At 70.7% G+C, this 18,383-nt stretch carries 9 protein-coding genes and 4 pseudogenes; 8 read left to right on the top strand and 5 right to left on the bottom strand.

What is annotated here, in order from left to right; all coding sequences use genetic code 11:
- From N5I75_RS25475 to N5I75_RS25465, 3 pseudogenes are all read left to right on the top strand, one after another.
- Nucleotides 1–170, top strand: a pseudogene (locus tag N5I75_RS25475) (LysR family transcriptional regulator); the annotation flags it as partial.
- A gap of 419 nt (nt 171–589) precedes the next feature.
- Nucleotides 590–2,415 (top strand): annotated as a pseudogene (locus tag N5I75_RS25470) (AMP-dependent synthetase/ligase).
- A 219-nt stretch (nt 2,416–2,634) separates the two neighbouring features.
- Nucleotides 2,635–3,421: pseudogene (locus N5I75_RS25465) on the top strand (aldo/keto reductase).
- 55 nt (nt 3,422–3,476) lie between these two features.
- On the opposite strand, the gene N5I75_RS25460 reads toward N5I75_RS25465, so the two are convergent.
- Together N5I75_RS25460 and N5I75_RS25455 are read right to left on the bottom strand one after the other, a co-directional pair.
- Nucleotides 3,477–4,385, bottom strand: a complete 909-nt coding sequence (locus N5I75_RS25460; RefSeq protein ID WP_476680969.1) for a class I SAM-dependent methyltransferase — start codon at nt 4,383–4,385, stop codon at nt 3,477–3,479.
- Nucleotides 4,386–4,668: 283 nt separating this feature from the next.
- Nucleotides 4,669–6,411, bottom strand: coding sequence for a glycoside hydrolase family 6 protein (locus tag N5I75_RS25455; RefSeq protein WP_476680967.1), 1,743 nt, complete (start codon nt 6,409–6,411; stop codon nt 4,669–4,671).
- Nucleotides 6,412–6,970: 559 nt separating this feature from the next.
- On the opposite strand from N5I75_RS25455, the gene N5I75_RS25450 reads away from it, so the two are divergent.
- From N5I75_RS25450 to N5I75_RS25440, 3 genes are all read left to right on the top strand, one after another.
- A complete protein-coding gene (locus tag N5I75_RS25450; protein WP_476680965.1) occupies nt 6,971–9,874 on the top strand; it encodes a glycoside hydrolase family 48 protein in 2,904 nt (967 codons plus the stop codon).
- Nucleotides 9,875–9,975: 101 nt separating this feature from the next.
- Nucleotides 9,976–12,642, top strand: coding sequence for a cellulose binding domain-containing protein (locus N5I75_RS25445; RefSeq protein ID WP_476680963.1), 2,667 nt, complete (start codon nt 9,976–9,978; stop codon nt 12,640–12,642).
- Nucleotides 12,643–12,785: 143 nt separating this feature from the next.
- Nucleotides 12,786–13,304, top strand: coding sequence for a hypothetical protein (locus tag N5I75_RS25440; RefSeq protein WP_476680961.1), 519 nt, complete (start codon nt 12,786–12,788; stop codon nt 13,302–13,304).
- Nucleotides 13,305–13,323: 19 nt separating this feature from the next.
- Here the strand turns inward: N5I75_RS25440 and N5I75_RS25435 are convergent, their stop codons facing one another.
- A complete protein-coding gene (locus tag N5I75_RS25435) occupies nt 13,324–15,210 on the bottom strand; it encodes a rhamnogalacturonan lyase (RefSeq protein WP_476680959.1) in 1,887 nt (628 codons plus the stop codon).
- Nucleotides 15,211–15,435: 225 nt separating this feature from the next.
- Here N5I75_RS25435 and N5I75_RS25430 point away from each other — a divergent pair.
- Nucleotides 15,436–16,419: pseudogene (locus N5I75_RS25430) on the top strand (aldo/keto reductase).
- Between the two features lie 44 nt (nt 16,420–16,463).
- Here the strand turns inward: N5I75_RS25430 and N5I75_RS25425 are convergent.
- Both N5I75_RS25425 and N5I75_RS25420 read right to left on the bottom strand, forming a co-directional pair.
- Nucleotides 16,464–17,171 carry a class I SAM-dependent methyltransferase gene (locus N5I75_RS25425; RefSeq protein ID WP_476680957.1) on the bottom strand — a complete coding sequence of 236 codons (708 nt, stop codon included), beginning with the start codon at nt 17,169–17,171 and terminating at the stop codon, nt 16,464–16,466.
- A gap of 32 nt (nt 17,172–17,203) precedes the next feature.
- A complete protein-coding gene (locus tag N5I75_RS25420) occupies nt 17,204–17,509 on the bottom strand; it encodes a 4a-hydroxytetrahydrobiopterin dehydratase (RefSeq protein ID WP_476680955.1) in 306 nt (101 codons plus the stop codon).
- 39 nt (nt 17,510–17,548) lie between these two features.
- Between N5I75_RS25420 and N5I75_RS25415 the strand changes: the two genes are divergently transcribed.
- A complete protein-coding gene (locus N5I75_RS25415; RefSeq protein ID WP_476680953.1) occupies nt 17,549–18,358 on the top strand; it encodes a helix-turn-helix domain-containing protein in 810 nt (269 codons plus the stop codon).
- The last annotated feature ends 25 nt before the right edge of the window (nt 18,359–18,383 follow it).

Here is an 18,383-nt window from a genome sequence, read left to right as displayed (position 1 = left end):
CCGGGCTCGTACGGGTGCCTGAGCGGGTGGGGCTGCCGGAGTTGGGGGAGGTCGACTTCGTGCTGCTGCACGGTTCCGCGGGGCGGGGGCGGGAGCTCGGCGGGCCCGGGGTCGCGCTGGCGCGGGCGATTCTGGCGGGCGGGGATCGGCTCCACCGGGGGGCTCGGTAGCGCGAGGGCGCCGCTGGGCCTGATCTGTCCTTCGCGGGCTCGCGTGCGTCGTGGTTGCTCGCGCCGTTCCCCGCGCCCCTGGGCGGCGCTCATTCCCGGCCCCCGTCCTGGGTGGCCTGCTGGTACGGTCGCCCCGGACTGCCGTAGCGGAATCGACGGCTCCGTTCAAAAAGTGGGTCGGCGCACCCCGGTGACCTCTCCGTACAGATTCGGTGGAGAGTGGTGAAGAGGGCCGGGAGATTACGCCACCGAAACTTACTCGGGCGTAAGAATTCTGTCCCGGCCCTTCCTTTGTGGCCGCATTTACCCGGCTGACCTGTGCATATTCCGTGTGGTTCCGGCACCTTGGCACCCCTCCCGCCGGAGGCCGCGGTCGGGTACCGTCACCGACGCTGTGCGGAGCGCCACAAGGAGCAACTTTGCGCGAGTTCACCAATCCCGCTCTGGCGACGGCGCCGCCGGTGGCGGCCTGGCCGACGTCGTGTTCGATCACGCCCTGGAGGACCCCTCACACATCGCGTTCGGCCGCAAGGACAAGGAGGGCCGGTGGCACGACATCACCGCCGGCCAGTTCCGTGACGAGGTCCTGGCCCTGGCCAAGGGGCTCCTCGCGCAGGGCATCCGGTTCGGCGACCGCGTCGCGATCATGTCCCCCACCCGGTACGAGTGGACGCTGTTCGACTTCGCGCTGTGGACCGTGGGCGCGCAGGTCGTCCCGATCTATCCGACCTCCTCCGCCGAGCAGGTCTTCTGGATGCTCTACGACGCCCAGGTCACGGCGGCGGTGGTGGAGCACGAGGACCACGCGATGACGATCGCCACGGTCATCGACCGGCTGCCCCATCTGCGGCGGCTGTGGCAGCTCGACGCCGACGCGGTCGGCGAGGTGTCCGCGTCCGGCGACCACCTCGACGACGAGACGGTGCACCGCCACCGCCGCGCGGTCACCCCGGACTCGACGGCCACCATCATCTACACGTCCGGCACGACGGGCCGCCCCAAGGGCTGTGTGATCACGCACGCCAACTTCATGTTCGAGGCGGACACGATGGTCGCCCGCTGGGAGCCGGTCTTCGCCTCCAAGCGCGACAGCGTCGCCTCCACCCTGCTGTTCCTGCCCCTGGCGCACGTCTTCGGGCGGATGGTGCAGATCGCCGCCGTGCGCGGCGGCGTCAAGATGGGGCACCAGCCGCGGCTCAACGCGGCGGCCCTGCTCCCCGACCTCCAGGCGTTCCGGCCCACCTTCATCCTCGCGGTGCCGTACATCTTCGAGAAGGTCTTCAACGCAGCCCGCAGAAAAGCGGAGAAGGAGGGCAAGTCGGGGCCGTTCGACAAGGCCGTGGAGTGTGCCGTGAAGTACGCGGACGCGCTGGAGGCGAAGGCGTTCGGCACCGGGCCGGGGCCGTCCGCGTCCCTGCGCATGCAGCACTCGCTCTTCGACAAGCTCGTCTACTCCAAGGTGCGCGAGGCCATGGGCGGCCGGGTCCGCCAGGCCATGTCCGGCGGCTCCGGCATGGACCGGCGCCTCGGCCTGTTCTTCGCGGGCGCGGGCGTCGCGATCTACGAGGGCTACGGCCTGACCGAGACGACCGCCGCCGCGGCCGCGAACCCGCCCGAGCAGACCCGCTACGGCACGGTCGGCAAGGCCATCCCCGGCATGACGGTGCACATCGCGGACGACGGCGAGATCTGGCTGTACGGTCCCAACGTCTTCCAGGGCTACCTCAACGACCCGAAGGCGACGGACGCCGCCCTGCACGACGGCTGGCTGGCCACCGGTGACCTCGGCTCCCTCGACGACGACGGCTACCTCACCATCACCGGCCGCAAGAAGGAGATCATCGTGACCTCCGGCGGCAAGAGCGTCTCGCCGCAGCAACTGGAGGAGCGGGTCCGCGACCATCCGCTGGTCGCGCAGTGCATCGTCGTCGGCAACGACCGGCCCTACATCGCGGCCCTCGTCACCCTCGACGCCGAGGCCGTCGAGCACTGGCTCGGCATGCGCGGCAAGCAGCTGATGACCCCCACCGAGCTGGTCCGCGACGGGGACGTGGAGATGGAGGTGCGGCGCGCCGTGGTCGCCGCGAACACGCTCGTCTCGCAGGCGGAGTCGATCCGTACGTTCCGCATCCTCGCCCACCCCTTCACCGAGGAGCACGGACTCCTCACCCCGTCGCTGAAGCTGAAGCGGAAGGCGATCGAGACGGCGTACGCGGCGGAGGTCGACGCCCTGTACCGCGCGTGATCCGGGGCGCCGGAACTCCCGCGGCTAACCGCGCCGACGAGCGGGTACGGGAGGCCTGCCCGGGAGCACCGCCCCGGGCACGGAACACGCCCTCCTGATCATGATCAACGGAATGCGTTCACGTCCCCGATCGTTGATCATGGAGGTACCAACCGACGACTTAAGGATCGACACCTCGTGAGCAAGGTCCCCCCGATCATCCTGAACAACGGCGTCGAGATGCCGCAGCTCGGCTTCGGCGTGTGGCAGGTGCCGGACGACGAGGCCGAGAAGGCCGTCTCGACAGCCCTGGAGGCCGGGTACCGCAGCATCGACACCGCGGCGATCTACGGCAACGAAGAAGGCACGGGACGGGCGATCGCCGCGTCCGGCATCAGCCGCGACGAGCTCTTCGTCACGACCAAGCTCTGGAACTCCGAGCAGGGCCACGACTCCACGCTGCGCGCCTTCGACGCGTCGCTGGAGAAGCTGGGCCTCGACCACGTGGACCTGTACCTGATCCACTGGCCGCTCCCCTCCAAGAACCTCTACGTGGAGACGTTCAAGGCGTTCGAGGAGATCTACGAGAGCGGCCGCGCCCGCGCCATCGGCGTCTCGAACTTCCTCCCCGAGCACCTCGACACCCTGACCGCGGGGACCTCGATCGTCCCGGCCGTCAACCAGATCGAGCTGCACCCGCACCTCCAGCAGCGCGTCTCCCGCGAGAAGCACGAGGAGCTGGGCATCGCCCAACCGAGGCTGGTCGCCGCTGGGCCAGGGCAAGGCCTCCTGGAGGTGCGGCGATCGTGGCGATCGCCGGAAGCACGGCGGACGCCGCGCAGGTCGCCTGCGCTGGCACGTCCAGATCGGCAATGTCGTCATCCCGAAGTCCGTGACCCCGTCGCGGATCAAGGAGAACATCGACGTGTTCGACTTCGAGCTCGACACCGAGGACCTCGGCGCGATCAGCGCGCTCAACGAGGACCGGCGGCTCGGCGCGAACCCGGCCGAGTTCGACCTGGTCTGAGCGGCATCGCGGCGCGGGTCCGGGCGGGCCCGCGCCGCTGTGTTCCCGGCCGCGTTCAGGCCCGTACGGCCATGTGCACCGTGTGGGCCGTGAGCAGGAAGACGTCGTCGCGCCGGTACAGGCTCCGCGGGTCGTCGGGGTCGACGAGGCGGGCGAGCACCTCGGCGTCGTCGGCCGCCATGCTGCCGGGGAAGGTCTCGGCGCGGCGCTTCCACAGCTCGATGACGAACGCGCGGGCGTCGGCGTCGAGCGGCGCGGGCAGGTCGAGGAGGAAGGTGCGGCTGGCCGCGCCGGTGAGACCCGCGTCGGTCAGCAGCGCCGCCCAGTCCTCCGTGTCCTGCTTGGCGCCGGGCAGCTCGGCGCGCATCTCGGCGAACCACTGCTCCTCCAGGGCGTCGGCGCGGGCCTGCAGACCCGGGCGGCCGAGGCCGAAGTCGCGCGGCAGGCAGCGCCAGGGCAGGCCGCCCTCGACGAGCGCGAGGGTGCCGCCGGGGGCGAGCCGGTCCGCGAGCGCGGAGACCGCCGCCCGCTGGTCCCCGACGTGGTGCAGCGAACGGGCGGCCCAGATGAGGTCCGCCGTCGGCAACTCGGCGCTCTGGCCGGGGAGTTCGACACGCAGGGTCGTCAGCCGGTCGGCGAGTCCCGCCTCCTCCGCGCGCTCGGCGGCGCGCGCGAGCAGCGCCTCCTCGGGGTCGGCGGCGACGACGCGGGCCTCGGGGAAGGCGGCGGCCAGCTGGCGCGAGACGGCGCCGGGGCCGCTGCCCGCGTCGACGATCAGTCCGGTGCCCCCCGGGCGGGAGGCGCGCAGCCAGTCCAGGGCCTGCGTGTAGAGCGGGGTGTAGACCTCGGCGTTGCGCTCCAGCTGCGGGAGCATGTCGACCCAGTCGGGGTGCGTGGGGTGCGCCCCGCCGTGCCGGCCGTGCCCGTGTTCCGCGTGTCCCTGCTGGTGATGACCGTGTGCCATGCGCACCCGCCGCCCTTCGTGCCTGCCTTCACGTACCCCTCCACCGTGCGCGGGCACCCGGCGCGGGGGCAAGCCGGTTTGCCGGACGCGCAAATTTGTCGGTGGGTGGGGTGCGGGTGGAGCAAGTGCTGCGCGGGCGGTGGCCCGGGGGGCGGGCGGGGGCGCCGTTCGGGACGGGAGGGGGTGCGGCCGCCGGGCCCGGGACATGGTGTCCCGGGCCCGGCGGGTCGTGCCGTTGTGCCGTGTGCCGTGTGCCGTGTGCCGTGTGCCGTGTGCCGTGTGCCTACAGCGCGGGGTACGCGTTCTTCATGAGCTCCTGGAACTGCGCGGAGAACCACTTCCCGGAGAGCGGCGCGTTCGGCAGCGCCCCGGACATGTTGTTGTTGTTGCGCGGGTTGCCCGTGTAGGTCGGGTCGCACATGCGGTCGAAGCCCTTGCCCTCGTCGTTGTCGATGGCGGAGCTCGAACCGTCGGACTCGCCCGGCGGCTTCATCCACACGTACGCGTCGATCCCGGCGGCAGGGTCGGCCTTCGGCCGCTCACCGAGGCCGGCTCCGGACTGGTTGCACCAGTTGCCGAGGTGGATACGGCGGTCGATGCGGCCGCCGTCCACGTAGGTGTCGACGGTGGTCTTCGCCCCGGGACCGGCGGGCCGCGCCGCGCCGCCCCAGCCGTTGCGGGAGGTGTCAATCAGCATGCCGAGGTTCTGGTCGAAGCCGAGCGAGACCAGCTTGTCGCGCATGGCCTGGGCGTAGGTCAGCTCGTCGGTGTAGCGGTTCCAGTCGACCCACTTGGACTGGCGGACCGACGTGCCGTTGACGGAGTCGTTGATGGAGAAGTTGGTCTCCTTCAGGGCGCTGTAGTTGGCCGTGTTCACGATGAAGCCGTGGACGTCGGACAGCTTCGCGCCGTTGCTGGAGGCGGTCGTCTTGAACAGTTCGGCGGAGGCGCCGAAGTTGTCGTCCCAGCCGAGCCAGCCGTGGTGGCCCGCGTCGATGTAGTTGTAGACGTTGGGGATGTCACCGAGCTTGTCGAGGGCGTAGCCGACGCCCTTCTGGTAGTTGCCGTTGGCCTTCATCACGTCGCAGTTGGGCGTGGCGGTCGGGCGCCCGCTGACGTTGGTGACGAGGTTGGGCAGCGAGTCGATCTCGATCGTCGTGACGATGCGCAGGCCCGCGTACTTCGGGTCCTTCAGGATCGTCGCGATCGGGTCGATGAACTCGCTCTTGTACCGGTCGATGTCGTTCGGGCCGAGTTCGCCGTTGGAGGCGAGGGCGGCGCAGTCACGGCCGGGGAGGTCGTAGACGACCAGCTGGACGACTTCTTCGCCGCTGCCCTTCTGGGTGAGCGCCTTGTCGAGGTGGTCGCGCAGGCCCATGCCGCCGTTCACGCCGTTGATCGCGGCAATGCGGTCGAGCCAGACGCCGGTCGGCTGGTTGGAGATCCTGCTCCCGCCGGGCTCGGCGGCGGCCTTCTGCGACCACTCCGGGTTCACGTACACCTTGGCGCCCGCGTACGGGTTGTTGACGCGGCCCGTCGGATCCGTCGGGTCGGTCGGGTCCGTGGGATCGGTCGGGTCGGTCGGGTCGGTCGGGTCCGTGGCCCCGTTGCAGGTGACGCCGTTCAGCTTGAACGTGGTGGGCGCCGCGTTGGTGCCGCTATAGGTGCCGTTGAAGCCGAAGGAGGCGGAGGCGCCGGTGGCGAGGGAGCCGTTGTAGGAGAGGCTCTTGGCGCTGACGGCGGCGCCGGACTGGGAGATGTTCGCGTTCCAGCCGCTGGTCACCTTCTGGTTGCCCGCGTAGGACCAGGTGACGTCCCAACTGCTCACCGCAGAACCGTTGTTGGTGACGGTGACGGCGGTGGTGAAGCCGCTGTCCCACTGGTTCTGCACCTTGTAGTCGACGGTGCAGCCGGCGGCCGCGGCGGCATCGGCGGGCGCCGCGACGGCGCTGCCCGCACAGGCGGCGCCGGTGAGGGCGAGAGCGGTGAGCACGGCGGTGCCGGCTCGCGATCTGATACGGCTCATGGTGTGCGGTGTCCCTTTCCTGGGGGTGTTCCCGGAGTGGCCCCGGGTGTTCCTGGGGGTGAGGTGGTGCGGATCGGGCGTGCACTGCTCGGCTCGGCTCGGCTCGGGCCATGGGTGATCACCATGGGCCGAGGGATGGTCGCCGCGGGGCTCGCGAAGGTTGCCGGACGCCCCGGAGCAATGACGATCAGTGCGCGCGAGCAGTCGCGCCGACGCCGCGGACACGGCGGTCAGAGGGGTGGTGAGGGGGGTGGTGACGGGGGTGGTGCATGAGCGACTCCTCGCAGCTCGGTCACGACCGGCACAGGCCGGCGCGACGACTGATGGAACCGCTCCCACTGGTTGCTGGAGGACTGTAGAGAAGGAACTGCCGTCAAGCAACAGAGGAGTTGCGAATTCTTGCTGTCGAATTAATTCGACTCTTCAACCCTCTTGACCCCCAATTGCCACGTCCCCATCCTTGGGAGCGCTCCCACTGGTTCACAGGTTGTGACGCCCACATCACAGCCGCACCTCTTTGACCCCCCGCATCCCCCGAACCGCAAGGAGGAACCAGTCCATGCCCAAGAGACGGGCCCGGCGGCTGTGGACCGCTGTCGCGGCCACCCTGGCACTACCGCTCGCCACACTGGTCGCACTTCCAACGTCCGCCGATGCGGCGGCAGTTGCGTGCAGCGTCGACTACAAGACCAACGACTGGGGCTCCGGCTTCACCGCCGAGCTGACGATCACCAACCGCGGCAGCGACGCGATCGACGGCTGGTCCCTCACCTACTCCTACGCAGGGAACCAGAAGCTCAGCAACGGCTGGAACGCCGCCTGGTCGCAGTCCGGAAAAACGATCACCGCGAAGAATCTTTCGTACAATTCCAAGATCGCGGCGGGCGCCGCCACCAGCGCGGGCGCGCAATTCACGTACAGCGGCGCGAATGCGGCCCCGACCGATTTCGCGGTCAACGGGACGGTCTGCGCGGGCGCCCACCAGCCGCCGGTCACCGTGCTCACCAGCCCGAAGGCCGGCGCGGTCTACTCGGCGGGCGACGCCGTCCCGCTCGCCGCCACCGCCGCCGCGGCCGACGGGGCGAGCATCGGCAAGGTCGAGTTCTACGACGACACGACGCTCCTCGGCACGGACACGACCGCGCCGTACGAGCTGTCCACGTCCTCGCTTGCCTCCGGCACGCACTCCCTGTACGCGAAGGCGTACGACAGCATGGGCGCGTCCGGTGAGTCGACGCCGGTCGGCATCACGGTCGCGGCGGGCCCCGCCGTGGTCGCCTCGCCGTCCCAACTCGGCCTCCAGCAGGGCAAGTCGGGCACGTTCGACGTCAAGCTGTCGACGCAGCCCACCTCGAACGTGACGGTCACGACGGCCCGCGCGAGCGGCAACACCGGCCTGTCCGTCTCCTCGGGCGCGAGCCTGACCTTCACACCGTCGAACTGGAACACGGCGCAGAAGGTCACCATCGCGGCCGACGCGACCGGGACCGGCGCGGCGGCCTTCTCCGTGAGCGCCCCGGGCCACTCCAAGGCCACGGTCACGGTGACGCAGCTGGCCGCCTCCAAGACGTACGACGCCCGCTTCCTCGACCTCTACGGGAAGATCACCAACCCGGCGAACGGCTACTTCTCGCCGGAGGGCGTCCCGTACCACTCGGTGGAGACACTGATCGTCGAAGCCCCTGACCACGGCCACGAGACGACCTCGGAGGCGTACAGCTACCTGCTGTGGCTCCAGGCGATGTACGGCAAGGTCACCGGCGACTGGTCGAAGTTCAACGGGGCGTGGACGATCATGGAGAAGTACATGATCCCCACCCACGCCGACCAGCCGACGAACTCCTTCTACAACGCCTCGAAGCCCGCGACCTACGCGCCCGAGCACGACCTGCCGTCCCAGTACCCGGCCAAGCTCGACCCGTCGGTCTCCGTCGGCAGCGACCCGATCGCGGGCGAGCTGAAGAGCGCGTACGGCACGGACGACATCTACGGCATGCACTGGCTCCAGGACGTGGACAACGTCTACGGCTACGGGAACGAGCCCGGCAAGTGCGAGGCGGGCCCGACCGCGACAGGCCCCTCCTACATCAACACCTTCCAGCGCGGCGCGCAGGAATCGGTGTGGGAGACGGTGCCGCAGCCGACCTGCGACGCGTTCAAGTACGGCGGCAAGAACGGGTACCTGGACCTGTTCACCGGTGACTCGTCCTACGCCAAGCAGTGGAAGTTCACCAACGCCCCGGACGCCGACGCGCGGGCCGTGCAGGCCGCGTACTGGGCCGACGTCTGGGCCAAGCAGCAGGGCAAGAGCGCCGACGTCTCCGCGACCGTCGGCAAGGCCGCCAAGATGGGCGACTACCTGCGGTACTCGATGTACGACAAGTACTTCAAGAAGGTCGGGAACTGCACCGGGCCGACCACCTGCCCGGCCGGCACCGGCAAGGACTCCTCGCACTACCTGATGTCCTGGTACTACGCATGGGGCGGCGCCACCGACACCTCGGCGGGCTGGGCCTGGCGCATCGGCTCCAGCCACACGCACGGCGGCTACCAGAACCCGCTCGCCGCGTACGCCCTCTCCTCGGTCGCCGACCTGAAGCCCAAGTCGGCCACAGGGCAGGCGGACTGGGCCAAGTCCCTCGACCGGCAGCTGGAGTTCTACCGCTGGCTGCAGTCGGACGAGGGCGCCATCGCGGGCGGCGCCACCAACAGCTGGGGCGGCAGCTACAGCACCCCGCCGTCCGGCACGCCGACCTTCTACGGCATGTACTACGACGAGGCGCCGGTCTACCACGACCCGCCGTCGAACCAGTGGTTCGGCTTCCAGGCGTGGTCGATGGAGCGCGTCGCCGAGTACTACCAGCAGACGGGCGACGCCGACGCCAAGGTGGTCCTGGACAAGTGGGTGAAGTGGGCCCTGTCCAAGACGACCGTCAACCCCGACGGCACCTTCCGCATCCCGTCGACCCTCCAGTGGTCGGGCAAGCCCGACACCTGGAACGCGTCAAGTCCCGGCGCCAACAGCGGACTGCACGTCACCGTCGCCGACTACACGAACGACGTCGGTGTCGCGGCGGCCTACGCCAAGACCCTGACGTACTACGCCGCCAAGTCCGGTGACACGCAGGCGAAGTCGGTCGCGAAGGCGCTGCTCGACGGCATGTGGGCGAACAACCAGGACGCGCTCGGCATCGCGGTGCCCGAGACGCGGGCCGACTACAGCCGGTTCGGCGACCCGGTCTACGTGCCGAGCGGCTGGACGGGCACCATGCCGAACGGCGACAAGATCGACTCCTCGTCGACCTTCGCCTCGCTGCGCTCCTTCTACAAGAGCGACCCCAACTGGTCGAAGATCGAGGCGTATCTGGCGGGTGGCGCCGCGCCGACGTTCACGTACCACCGGTTCTGGGCCCAGGCGGACATCGCGCTCGCCATGGGCTCGTACGCGGAGCTGCTCGAATAGACGCCCCGCCGGCGACGGCTCCGTGTACACGGGCCGGGCGGTCCCCCTCCCCGGGGCCCGCCCGGCCCTCACCCTGCTCCCCCCTTTTTTACGGAGACCTCATGCGCAGATCCCGCTTGCCCCTGGCAGGCGCACTCGCTCTCGTGGCGGGCCTGTTGACGACGGGCGCGGCGACGGCGGCGGAAGCCCCGAGCACGCCCCGCACGTCCCTGGCCGCCGACACGTACACCTGGAAGAACGCCCGGATAGACGGCGGCGGCTTCGTCCCCGGCATCGTCTTCAACCGCTCCGAGAAGAACCTCGCCTACGCCCGCACCGACATCGGCGGCGCCTACCGCTGGGACCAGGCCACGAAGTCCTGGACCCCGCTGCTGGACTCGGTGGGCTGGGACGACTGGGGCCACACCGGTGTCGCCTCGATCGCCACGGACTCCGTCGCCCCGGACAAGGTGTACGCGGCCGTCGGCACGTACACCAACGACTGGGACCCCGGCAACGGGGCGGTCCTGCGCTCCGCCGACCGCGGCGCGACCTGGAAGAAGACGGACCTGCCCTTCAAGCTCGGCGGCAACATGCCGGGCCGCGGCATGGGCGAACGGCTCGCGATCGACCCGCACGACAACAAGGTCCTGTACCTGGGCGCGCCGAGCGGCAAGGGGCTGTGGCGCTCGACGGACGCGGGCGTCACATGGTCCCAGGTCACGGCGTTCCCGAACCCCGGCACGTACCGCGCGGACCCATCGGACACGTCGGGGTACTCGTCCGATCTGCAGGGCGTGGTGTGGGTGACGTTCGACGAGTCGACGGGCTCGGGCACGTCGCGCACGCAGACGATCTACGCGGGTGTGGCGGACAAGGACAACTCGGTCTACCGCTCGACGGACGCGGGCGCGACGTGGCAGCGCGTGGCGGGCCAGCCCACGGGTTACCTGCCCCACAAGGGTGTCCTGGACGCTGCGAACGGCTACCTCTACCTCGCGTACAGCGACACGGGCGGCCCGTACGACGGCGGAAAGGGCCAGGTCTGGCGGTACGCGACGAAGACCGGCGAGTGGAAGAACATCAGTCCGGCCGCGGAGGCGGACACGTACTACGGCTTCAGCGGCCTGACGCTCGACCGGCAGCACCCGGGCACGGTCATGGTCTCCGGCTACAGCTCCTGGTGGCCGGACACGCTGATCTTCCGCTCGAAGGACAGCGGCGGTACGTGGACGAAGGCGTGGGACTACAGCTCGTACCCGGAGCGCGCGAACCGCTACACGATGGACGTCTCCTCCGTGCCCTGGCTGACCTGGGGCGCGAACCCGACGCCGCCCGAGCAGACGCCGAAGCTCGGCTGGATGACCGAGGCGCTCGAGATCGACCCGTTCGACTCGGACCGGATGATGTACGGGACGGGCGCGACGATCTACGGGACGGAGAACCTCGGCGCGTGGGACACCGGCTCCACCGGCGCGGTCACCATCAAGCCGATGGTGAAGGGCCTGGAGGAGACGGCGGTCAACGACCTGGCCTCCCCGCCGTCCGGCGCGCCGCTGCTCAGCGCGCTCGGTGACATCGGCGGCTTCCGCCACACGGACCTGACGAAGGTCCCGCCGATGATGTTCACGAGCCCGAACTTCACGACGTCGACGAGCCTGGACTTCGCGGAGTCGAAGCCGGAGGCGGTCGTTCGCGTCGGCAACGTCGACTCGGGTGCGCACATCGCCTTCTCCTCCGACAACGGGGCCAACTGGTACGCGGGATCAGACCCCTCCGGCGTCACGGGCGGTGGCACGGTGGCGGTGTCGGCGGACGGCGGCCGGTACGTGTGGAGCCCGGAGGGTGCCGGGGTGCAGACGGGGTCGGGGTCGTCGTGGACGGCGTCGAGCGGCGTGCCGGCGGGCGCGGTGGTCGAGTCGGACCGGGCGGACGCGAAGACGTTCTACGCGTTCAAGTCGGGTACGTTCTACGCCAGTTCGGACGGTGGCGCGACCTTCACGGCGAAGGCGTCGAGCGGGCTGCCGACGGACGGCCCGGTCCGGTTCAAGGCGGTGCCGGGGGCGAAGGGCGACATCTGGCTGGCCGGTGGTTCGACGCAGGGCGCGTACGGGCTGTGGCACTCGAAGGACGGCGGCGCCACGTTCACGAAGCTGTCGAACGTCGAGCAGGCCGACACGGTCGGCTTCGGCAAGGCGGCGCCGGGCGCGAGCTACCAGACCCTGTTCACCAGCGCGAAGATCGGCGGCGTCCGCGGCATCTTCCGCTCCACGGACGCGGGCGCCACCTGGACCCGGATCAACGACGACGCCCACCAGTGGGGCTGGACGGGCGCGGCCATCACGGGTGACCCGCGGGTCTACGGCCGGGTCTACGTGTCGACGAACGGCCGGGGCGTCATCTACGGCGACACCTCGGGCACCCCGACCGACCCGGGCGACGGTGGCGGGGACGGCGGCTCCGGTGACGCCACCTGCAAAGTCACGTACAAGGTCACCAACGAATGGCCGGGCGGCTTCCAGGCGGACGTGACGCTGACGAACACCGGCACGACGGCCTGGGACGGCTGGTCCCTGAACTGGTCCTTCCCGGACGGCCAGAAGCTGACCCAGGCGTGGAACGCGGAGGCGACCCAGTCGGGGGCGACGGTGACAGCCAAGAACGTGACCTGGAACGGAAAGGTGGCCCCGGGTTCATCAGCGGCGTTCGGCTTCACCGGAAGCAAGACGTCGGGGAACGGGGTTCCGGGGGCGTTCTCGGTGGGCGGGAAGGGGTGTGCGGGCGGCTGACGCGGGGAGCCCGCTCGTGACCGGCCGGACATCTTTGAATGTCCGGCCGGTCACGGATGCGACACCACTCCTTCACGTGACCTTCACTTATGGTCCATCGGAGTCGTACGCTCCCTGCCTCAGCAGCGACTCAGGGGGACACCATGGCCACTCCGTACACACCCGCGCCTCCGCCAGGACCTGCCACCCGGCCCGGACCCAAGTGGGCGCGTAAGCGCATCGTGCTGCCGGCGATCGGGATCGCGTTCGCCGTGGGCGCGGGCGCCGGTGCCGCCGGAGGTGACGGCGGCGACAGTGGTAGCAGCACGGTGAAGTCGAGCCAGGCCCGACCGACCACTACCGTCACGGCGACGGCGACGGCGACCGCTTCCCCCGAAGCGGCGCCGACGGTGACGGTGACCACCACGAAGACCGCCAAGGTCAAGGTCACTGTCACGGCGAGGCCCCCGTCGGACTCCAGCTCCACGGGCAACGGCACCAGCGGCGGCAGCGGCGGCGGAACCACGTCCGGCACCTGCTCCATCACCTCGAACGCGGGCAACTGCTACTCGGCCGGCCAGTACTGCCGCAACAGCGACCACGGCGCCAGCACCACGACCGCGAGCGGGGCCGCGATCACCTGCAGCTACCGCTCGAACGGCTGGCGCTGGTCCTACAGCTGACCCCGGCGTCCGACGCGGCTCACGGCGTCGAGATCGTCGGCCGCGGCGCCGTCGCCATGCCCGAGCCGATGAAGAAGCTCGGGTGCGGGGGCTGGTTGTACGCGGTGTTCTGCCAGGCCAGGGCCGTGCGGTACTGGGTGTCGTGGAGCAGGGTGGTGATGCGGGTGGAGGTTTCGAGGGGGGTCGAGTAGATGCGGAGGGCCGTGTTGTTGGTGGTCGGCCAGACGACCTCCTCGCGCCAGTCGCCGAGGATGTCACCCGACAGGGCCGGCGTCGCCTTCGTGCCGTTGTTGGAGTGGACGCCCGAGGCGGTCAGGAGGCGGGTGTCGGCGGACGTGCCGTACTTGTCGATGCGGGTGGCGTCGAGGAGTTCGCGGGTGGTGTCACCGTCCCACCAGGAGAGGAAGTTCGTGGAGGACGGTTTGCGGGACGCCACCACCGCGCCCTTGGGGCTGCGGATGCCGGATTCCGACGACGACCAGGACTCGGCGCCCGCGCTGCCGGACCAGATGTCGCCGGAGACGCCCCGGCCGTTGTCGCCGTTGGCCCCCGTGGACCACAGGACGGCGCCGGTCCTCGCGTCGGCCATCCACGACGACGGCTTCGAGCTGTCCTCGTCGACCTTGAACTCCTCCAGGCCCGCGCGGGACGGGTCGAGGTCGCCGACGTGCATGGCGTCGCCGTGGCCGTTGCGCGTCGTCCACAGGGCCGCGCCGTTGTCGTCGACCGCCATCGCGCCGTAGACGATCTCGTCCCTGCCGTCGCCGTCGACGTCCGCGACCGAGAGCTGGTGGTTGCCCTGGCCGTCGTAGCCCTTGCCGCTGTTGGTGGAGGAGTTCGTGTCGAACGTCCAGCGGCGCGTGAAGGCGCCGCCCCGCCAGTCCCAGGCCGCGATCACGGACCGCGTGTAGTAGCCGCGCGCCATGATCAGCGAGGGGCGTGCGCCGTCGAGGTAGGCCGTGCCCGCGAGGAAGCGGTCGACACGGTTGCCGTACGAGTCGCCCCAGGACGAGACCGTGCCGCGCGCGGGGACGTAGTCGACGGTGCCCATCGCGGCACCCGTCTGCCCGTTGAACATGGTCAGGTACTCGGGTCCTGAGAGCACGTAGCCGCTGGAGTTGCGGTAGTCGGCCGACGAGCTGCCGATGACCTTGCCCTGGCCGTCGACCGTGCCGTCCGCCGTCTTCATGGCGACCTCGGCCTTGCCGTCGCCGTCGTAGTCGTACACCTGGAACTGGGTGTAGTGCGCGCCCGAGCGGATGTTGCGGCCGAGGTCGGCGCGCCACAGGCGGGTGCCGTCCAGCTTCACGGCGTCGACGATCGTGTTGCCGGTGTAGCCGGACTGGGAGTTGTCCTTGGCGTTGGTGGGCTGCCACTTGAGGACGAACTCCAGGACGCCGTCGCCGTCGAGGTCGCCCACGGAGGCGTCGTTGGCCTCGTAGGTGTAGGCGACGCCGTCGGGGGTGGTGCCGCCCGCGGGCGGGGAGATCGGTACGTCCTTGTAGCCGGCCCGGAACTGGATCGCGTGCGGGGAGTCGGCCTGCTCGACGCCGCCCACGACCGCGCGGACCGTGTAGTCGGCGGAGTTCGGGGCGCCGGAGTGGAAGTAGTTCGTGGAGCCGGTGACAGGGGTGGAGTTCACCTTCGTACCGGCGCGGTAGACGTTGAAGGAGACGTTGTCCGGGTCGGTGCCGAGCCAGCGCCAGCTGACCAGGTTCCCGGCGTCGGTGTGCACGCTGACCAGGCCACGGTCGAGCTTCTCGGCCTGCCGGGCGGTGGCGGCGGAGGCGTTGTCGCTGGGCAGGAGGGTCAGCCCGGCGGCGGCCAGGGCGACGGCGGCGGTCGCGGCGAGCAAAGGGCTGCGCCGTCTGCGGCGGGAGGGGGGACGGGGCTGGGTTCCGGGCATGTGGGGGCTCCTGGGGGTCGGAACACACGGGTGGGTCACGTCCCGTCAGTCGCCGCCCGCGACCGTTGCGTTGCCGCGCATCACCGGGTCGGTCGCCGCGCCCTTGCCTCTCCCCGGGAAAGCCGGTCGGGGAACGGCTTGACTTCGTGTGCGCTTCAACGCGTTGACTCCCGTCCGACAGTCCGGCCCGGCCGCACCCGGGTGACAGACACGAGGGAGCTCCGCATGAAGTACCGCACCATCGGCACCGACCCCGCGACGCGCCGCGAGGTCAGCGTCCTCAGCCTCGGCGCCATGCTGTTCGGCACGGTCACGGACGAGAAGACGGCGTTCGCGATCCTCGACCGGTACGTGGAGGCGGGCGGCACGTTCGTCGACACGTCGGACAACTACGCGTACTGGCAGACCGGCAGCGTCGGCGGCGAGAGCGAGACCGTGCTCGGCAACTGGCGGCGCAGCCGTGGCATCGGCGACGAGATCGTCATCGCCACCAAGCTGGGCGCGGCACCGCTCGCCCCCGGCACCGGGTACGTCGACAACGCCGAGGGGCTCTCCGCGGCGGCGATCCGGAGGGCGGTCGCGGGCAGCACGGCCCGGCTCGGCATGGAGCGGCTCGATCTGCTCTACGCCCACATCCCCGACCCGAAGGTCGAACTCGCCTAGACAGTAAGGGAGTTCGGGGCGCTCGTGAACGAGGGGCGGGTCGGGCTGCTCGGCGTCTCCAACCACTGGGCGTGGCAGGTGGAGCGGGCCCGCGCCCTCGCCCGCGCCGAGGGGCTCCCCGGGTACGAGGTGCTCCAGTACCAGCACAGCTATCTGCGGCACCGCGTCGACACCCCGAGCCAGCTCTCCCCGGACGGCGAACTCGGCACCGCCGACGGGAACCTGCTCAGCATGGTCCGCGCCGAGGAGGACCTCACGCTCGTCGCCTACTCCCCGCTGCTCGGCGGCGCCTACGTCCGGGCCGACAAGCCGCTCAGCGCCGGTCACGACCACGGCAGCACGCAGCCCCGGCTCGCGGCGCTGCGCGAGGTGGCGAAGTCGTCGGGGGCGACCGTCAACCAGGTCGTCCTGGCCTGGATGCTCGGGCACCAGGTCCCGGCGATCCCGCTGGTCGGCGCCTCCTCCGTCGCCCAGATCGAGGAGAGCCTGGCCGCGGTCGACCTGGAGCTGACGCGGGAGGAACGGGCCCGCCTCGACGCGGTGTGACGGGGCCCGGTGGAGGTCCAGCGGCGGTACACCCCGGTGGAGGTTCAGCGGCGGTACGCAAGCACCGTGTACGTGGGCTCGGGGCGCGGGACGTCCTGGTCCGGCAGCCGCTCCAGGCGCCGGGCCAGCTCCTCGCCGCCCGCCGCGTACATCCGCCCCGCCCGCACCTCCCGCGCGACCCGGGCGGGGGTGCGGCCCTGCCCGTGGCCCACAAAGGCAGCCCGGCCGCACAGACGCAGACCGTGCCCGGCCGCGTACGAGGTGATCAGCTCGGCGGCGTCGGCGGCAGGGCGAGGACGGTACGGCTCGACCAGGGCGCAGAGGTCGCTGCCGACCAGGTGGGCGGCGTTCTTGTCGACCGTCGTCAGGTAGACGCCGCCGGGGCGCAGCACGCGTGCCGCCTCGGCGACGACCGGTGCCGCGACGTCTAGGAGATGCAGCAGCCAGATCGAGGTGACCGCGTCGAACGAGCGGTCGGCGAAGGGCAGTTGGCGGCTGTCGGCGCGCGCCACCCGTCCCGCGAGACGCGGCGCCGCCGCCCGCAGCATCCCGTCGGCCAGGTCCACGCCGAACGGGCGCAGACCGGGGCGGGCCAGGCGGCGCGTGACGATGCCCGTGCCGCAGGCCAGGTCGAGGAGCGAGCGCGCGGTGCCGGGGACGAGACCGAGGAGCGCCTCGGCGGCGGCCCGCGCGCGGGGCTCCCCGCCGCGACTGGCGTCGTACCGTGCGGCTTCCGCGTCGTAGTCGAGCACGGACAGGACCCTGACAAGCGGGCGGCGGCGGGCTAGCTCGCCGCGTGCCCCGGTGCCATCGCCTCGACCCGCTCGGCGAGTGCGAAGTCCTTCGCCGTCACGGCGCCCCCGGCGTCGTGCGTGTGCACCGCGAGGGTCACTGTGTCGTAGCCGAGCGTCAGGTCGGAGTGGTGGTTCAACTCCTCCTGCACGTGCGCGATGTGGACGACGAAGGCCGTCGCCGCGAAGTGGCTCGCCAGGCGGTACGTACGGGTGATGCGGTCGCCGTCGAGCGTCCAGCCGGGGAGTTCGGCGAGGCGGTCCTCGATGTCCTTCTGCGAGAGCGGTTCGACAGTCATGCCTCCAGCGTGCCACCCGCACCGGGTTACGGTCTCCCCATGACGACTGCGACGCGCAAAAACGCTTCCGAAGTGGGCCGTCTGCTGCGCGGCTGGCGCGAACAACGACGCGTCAGCCAACTGGAGCTCGCGCTGCGCGCGGACTCGTCCGCGCGGCACATCAGCTTTGTCGAGACGGGCCGCTCGCGCCCGAGCGAGGAGCTGGTCCTGCGCCTCGCCGAGCACCTGGACGTACCGATGCGCGAGCGCAACTCGCTGCTCCTCGCCGCGGGTTACGCGCCCCGGTTCACGCAGACCCCGCTCGACGACCCGTCGATGGGCGCCCTCCGCGACGGTCTGGAGCGGCTGCTGCGCGGCTACGAGCCCTACCCGGCGCTGATCGTCGACGCCACGTACAACGTGGTCGCCACCAACCGCGGCCTCGCCGCCCTGATGTCCTCCCTCCCCCCGGAGCTGCTCGCCGCGCAGCCGCTGAACGCGATGCGGCTCACGCTGCACCCGCGGGGCCTCGCACCCCGGATCAGGAACCTGCGCGAGTGGCGCGGGCACCTGCTCGCGCAGATGGAGCGGCAGATCGCGCTCGCCCGCTCGGCGGAGCTGCGGGCGCTGTACGAGGAGGTCGCGGCGTATCCGGTCCCCGAGGACGCGCCGGGGCACGAGCCGGACGAGGCGGTGCCGTACTTCGCGCTGCCGATGGTGATCGAGCACGACGGGCACGTGCTGTCCTTCGTGTCGTCGATCTCGACGTTCAACACGCCGATGGACGTGACGGTCGCCGAGCTGGCGATCGAGACGCTGCTCCCGGCCGACCCGGCGACGGTCAAGTACCTGCACTCCGAAATGGGCTGAGCCGGGAGGCGCCATTGCTCCATCC

Source organism: Streptomyces sp. R818 (assembly GCF_056172735.1).
This window is presented reverse-complemented; position numbering and strand designations above follow the sequence as displayed.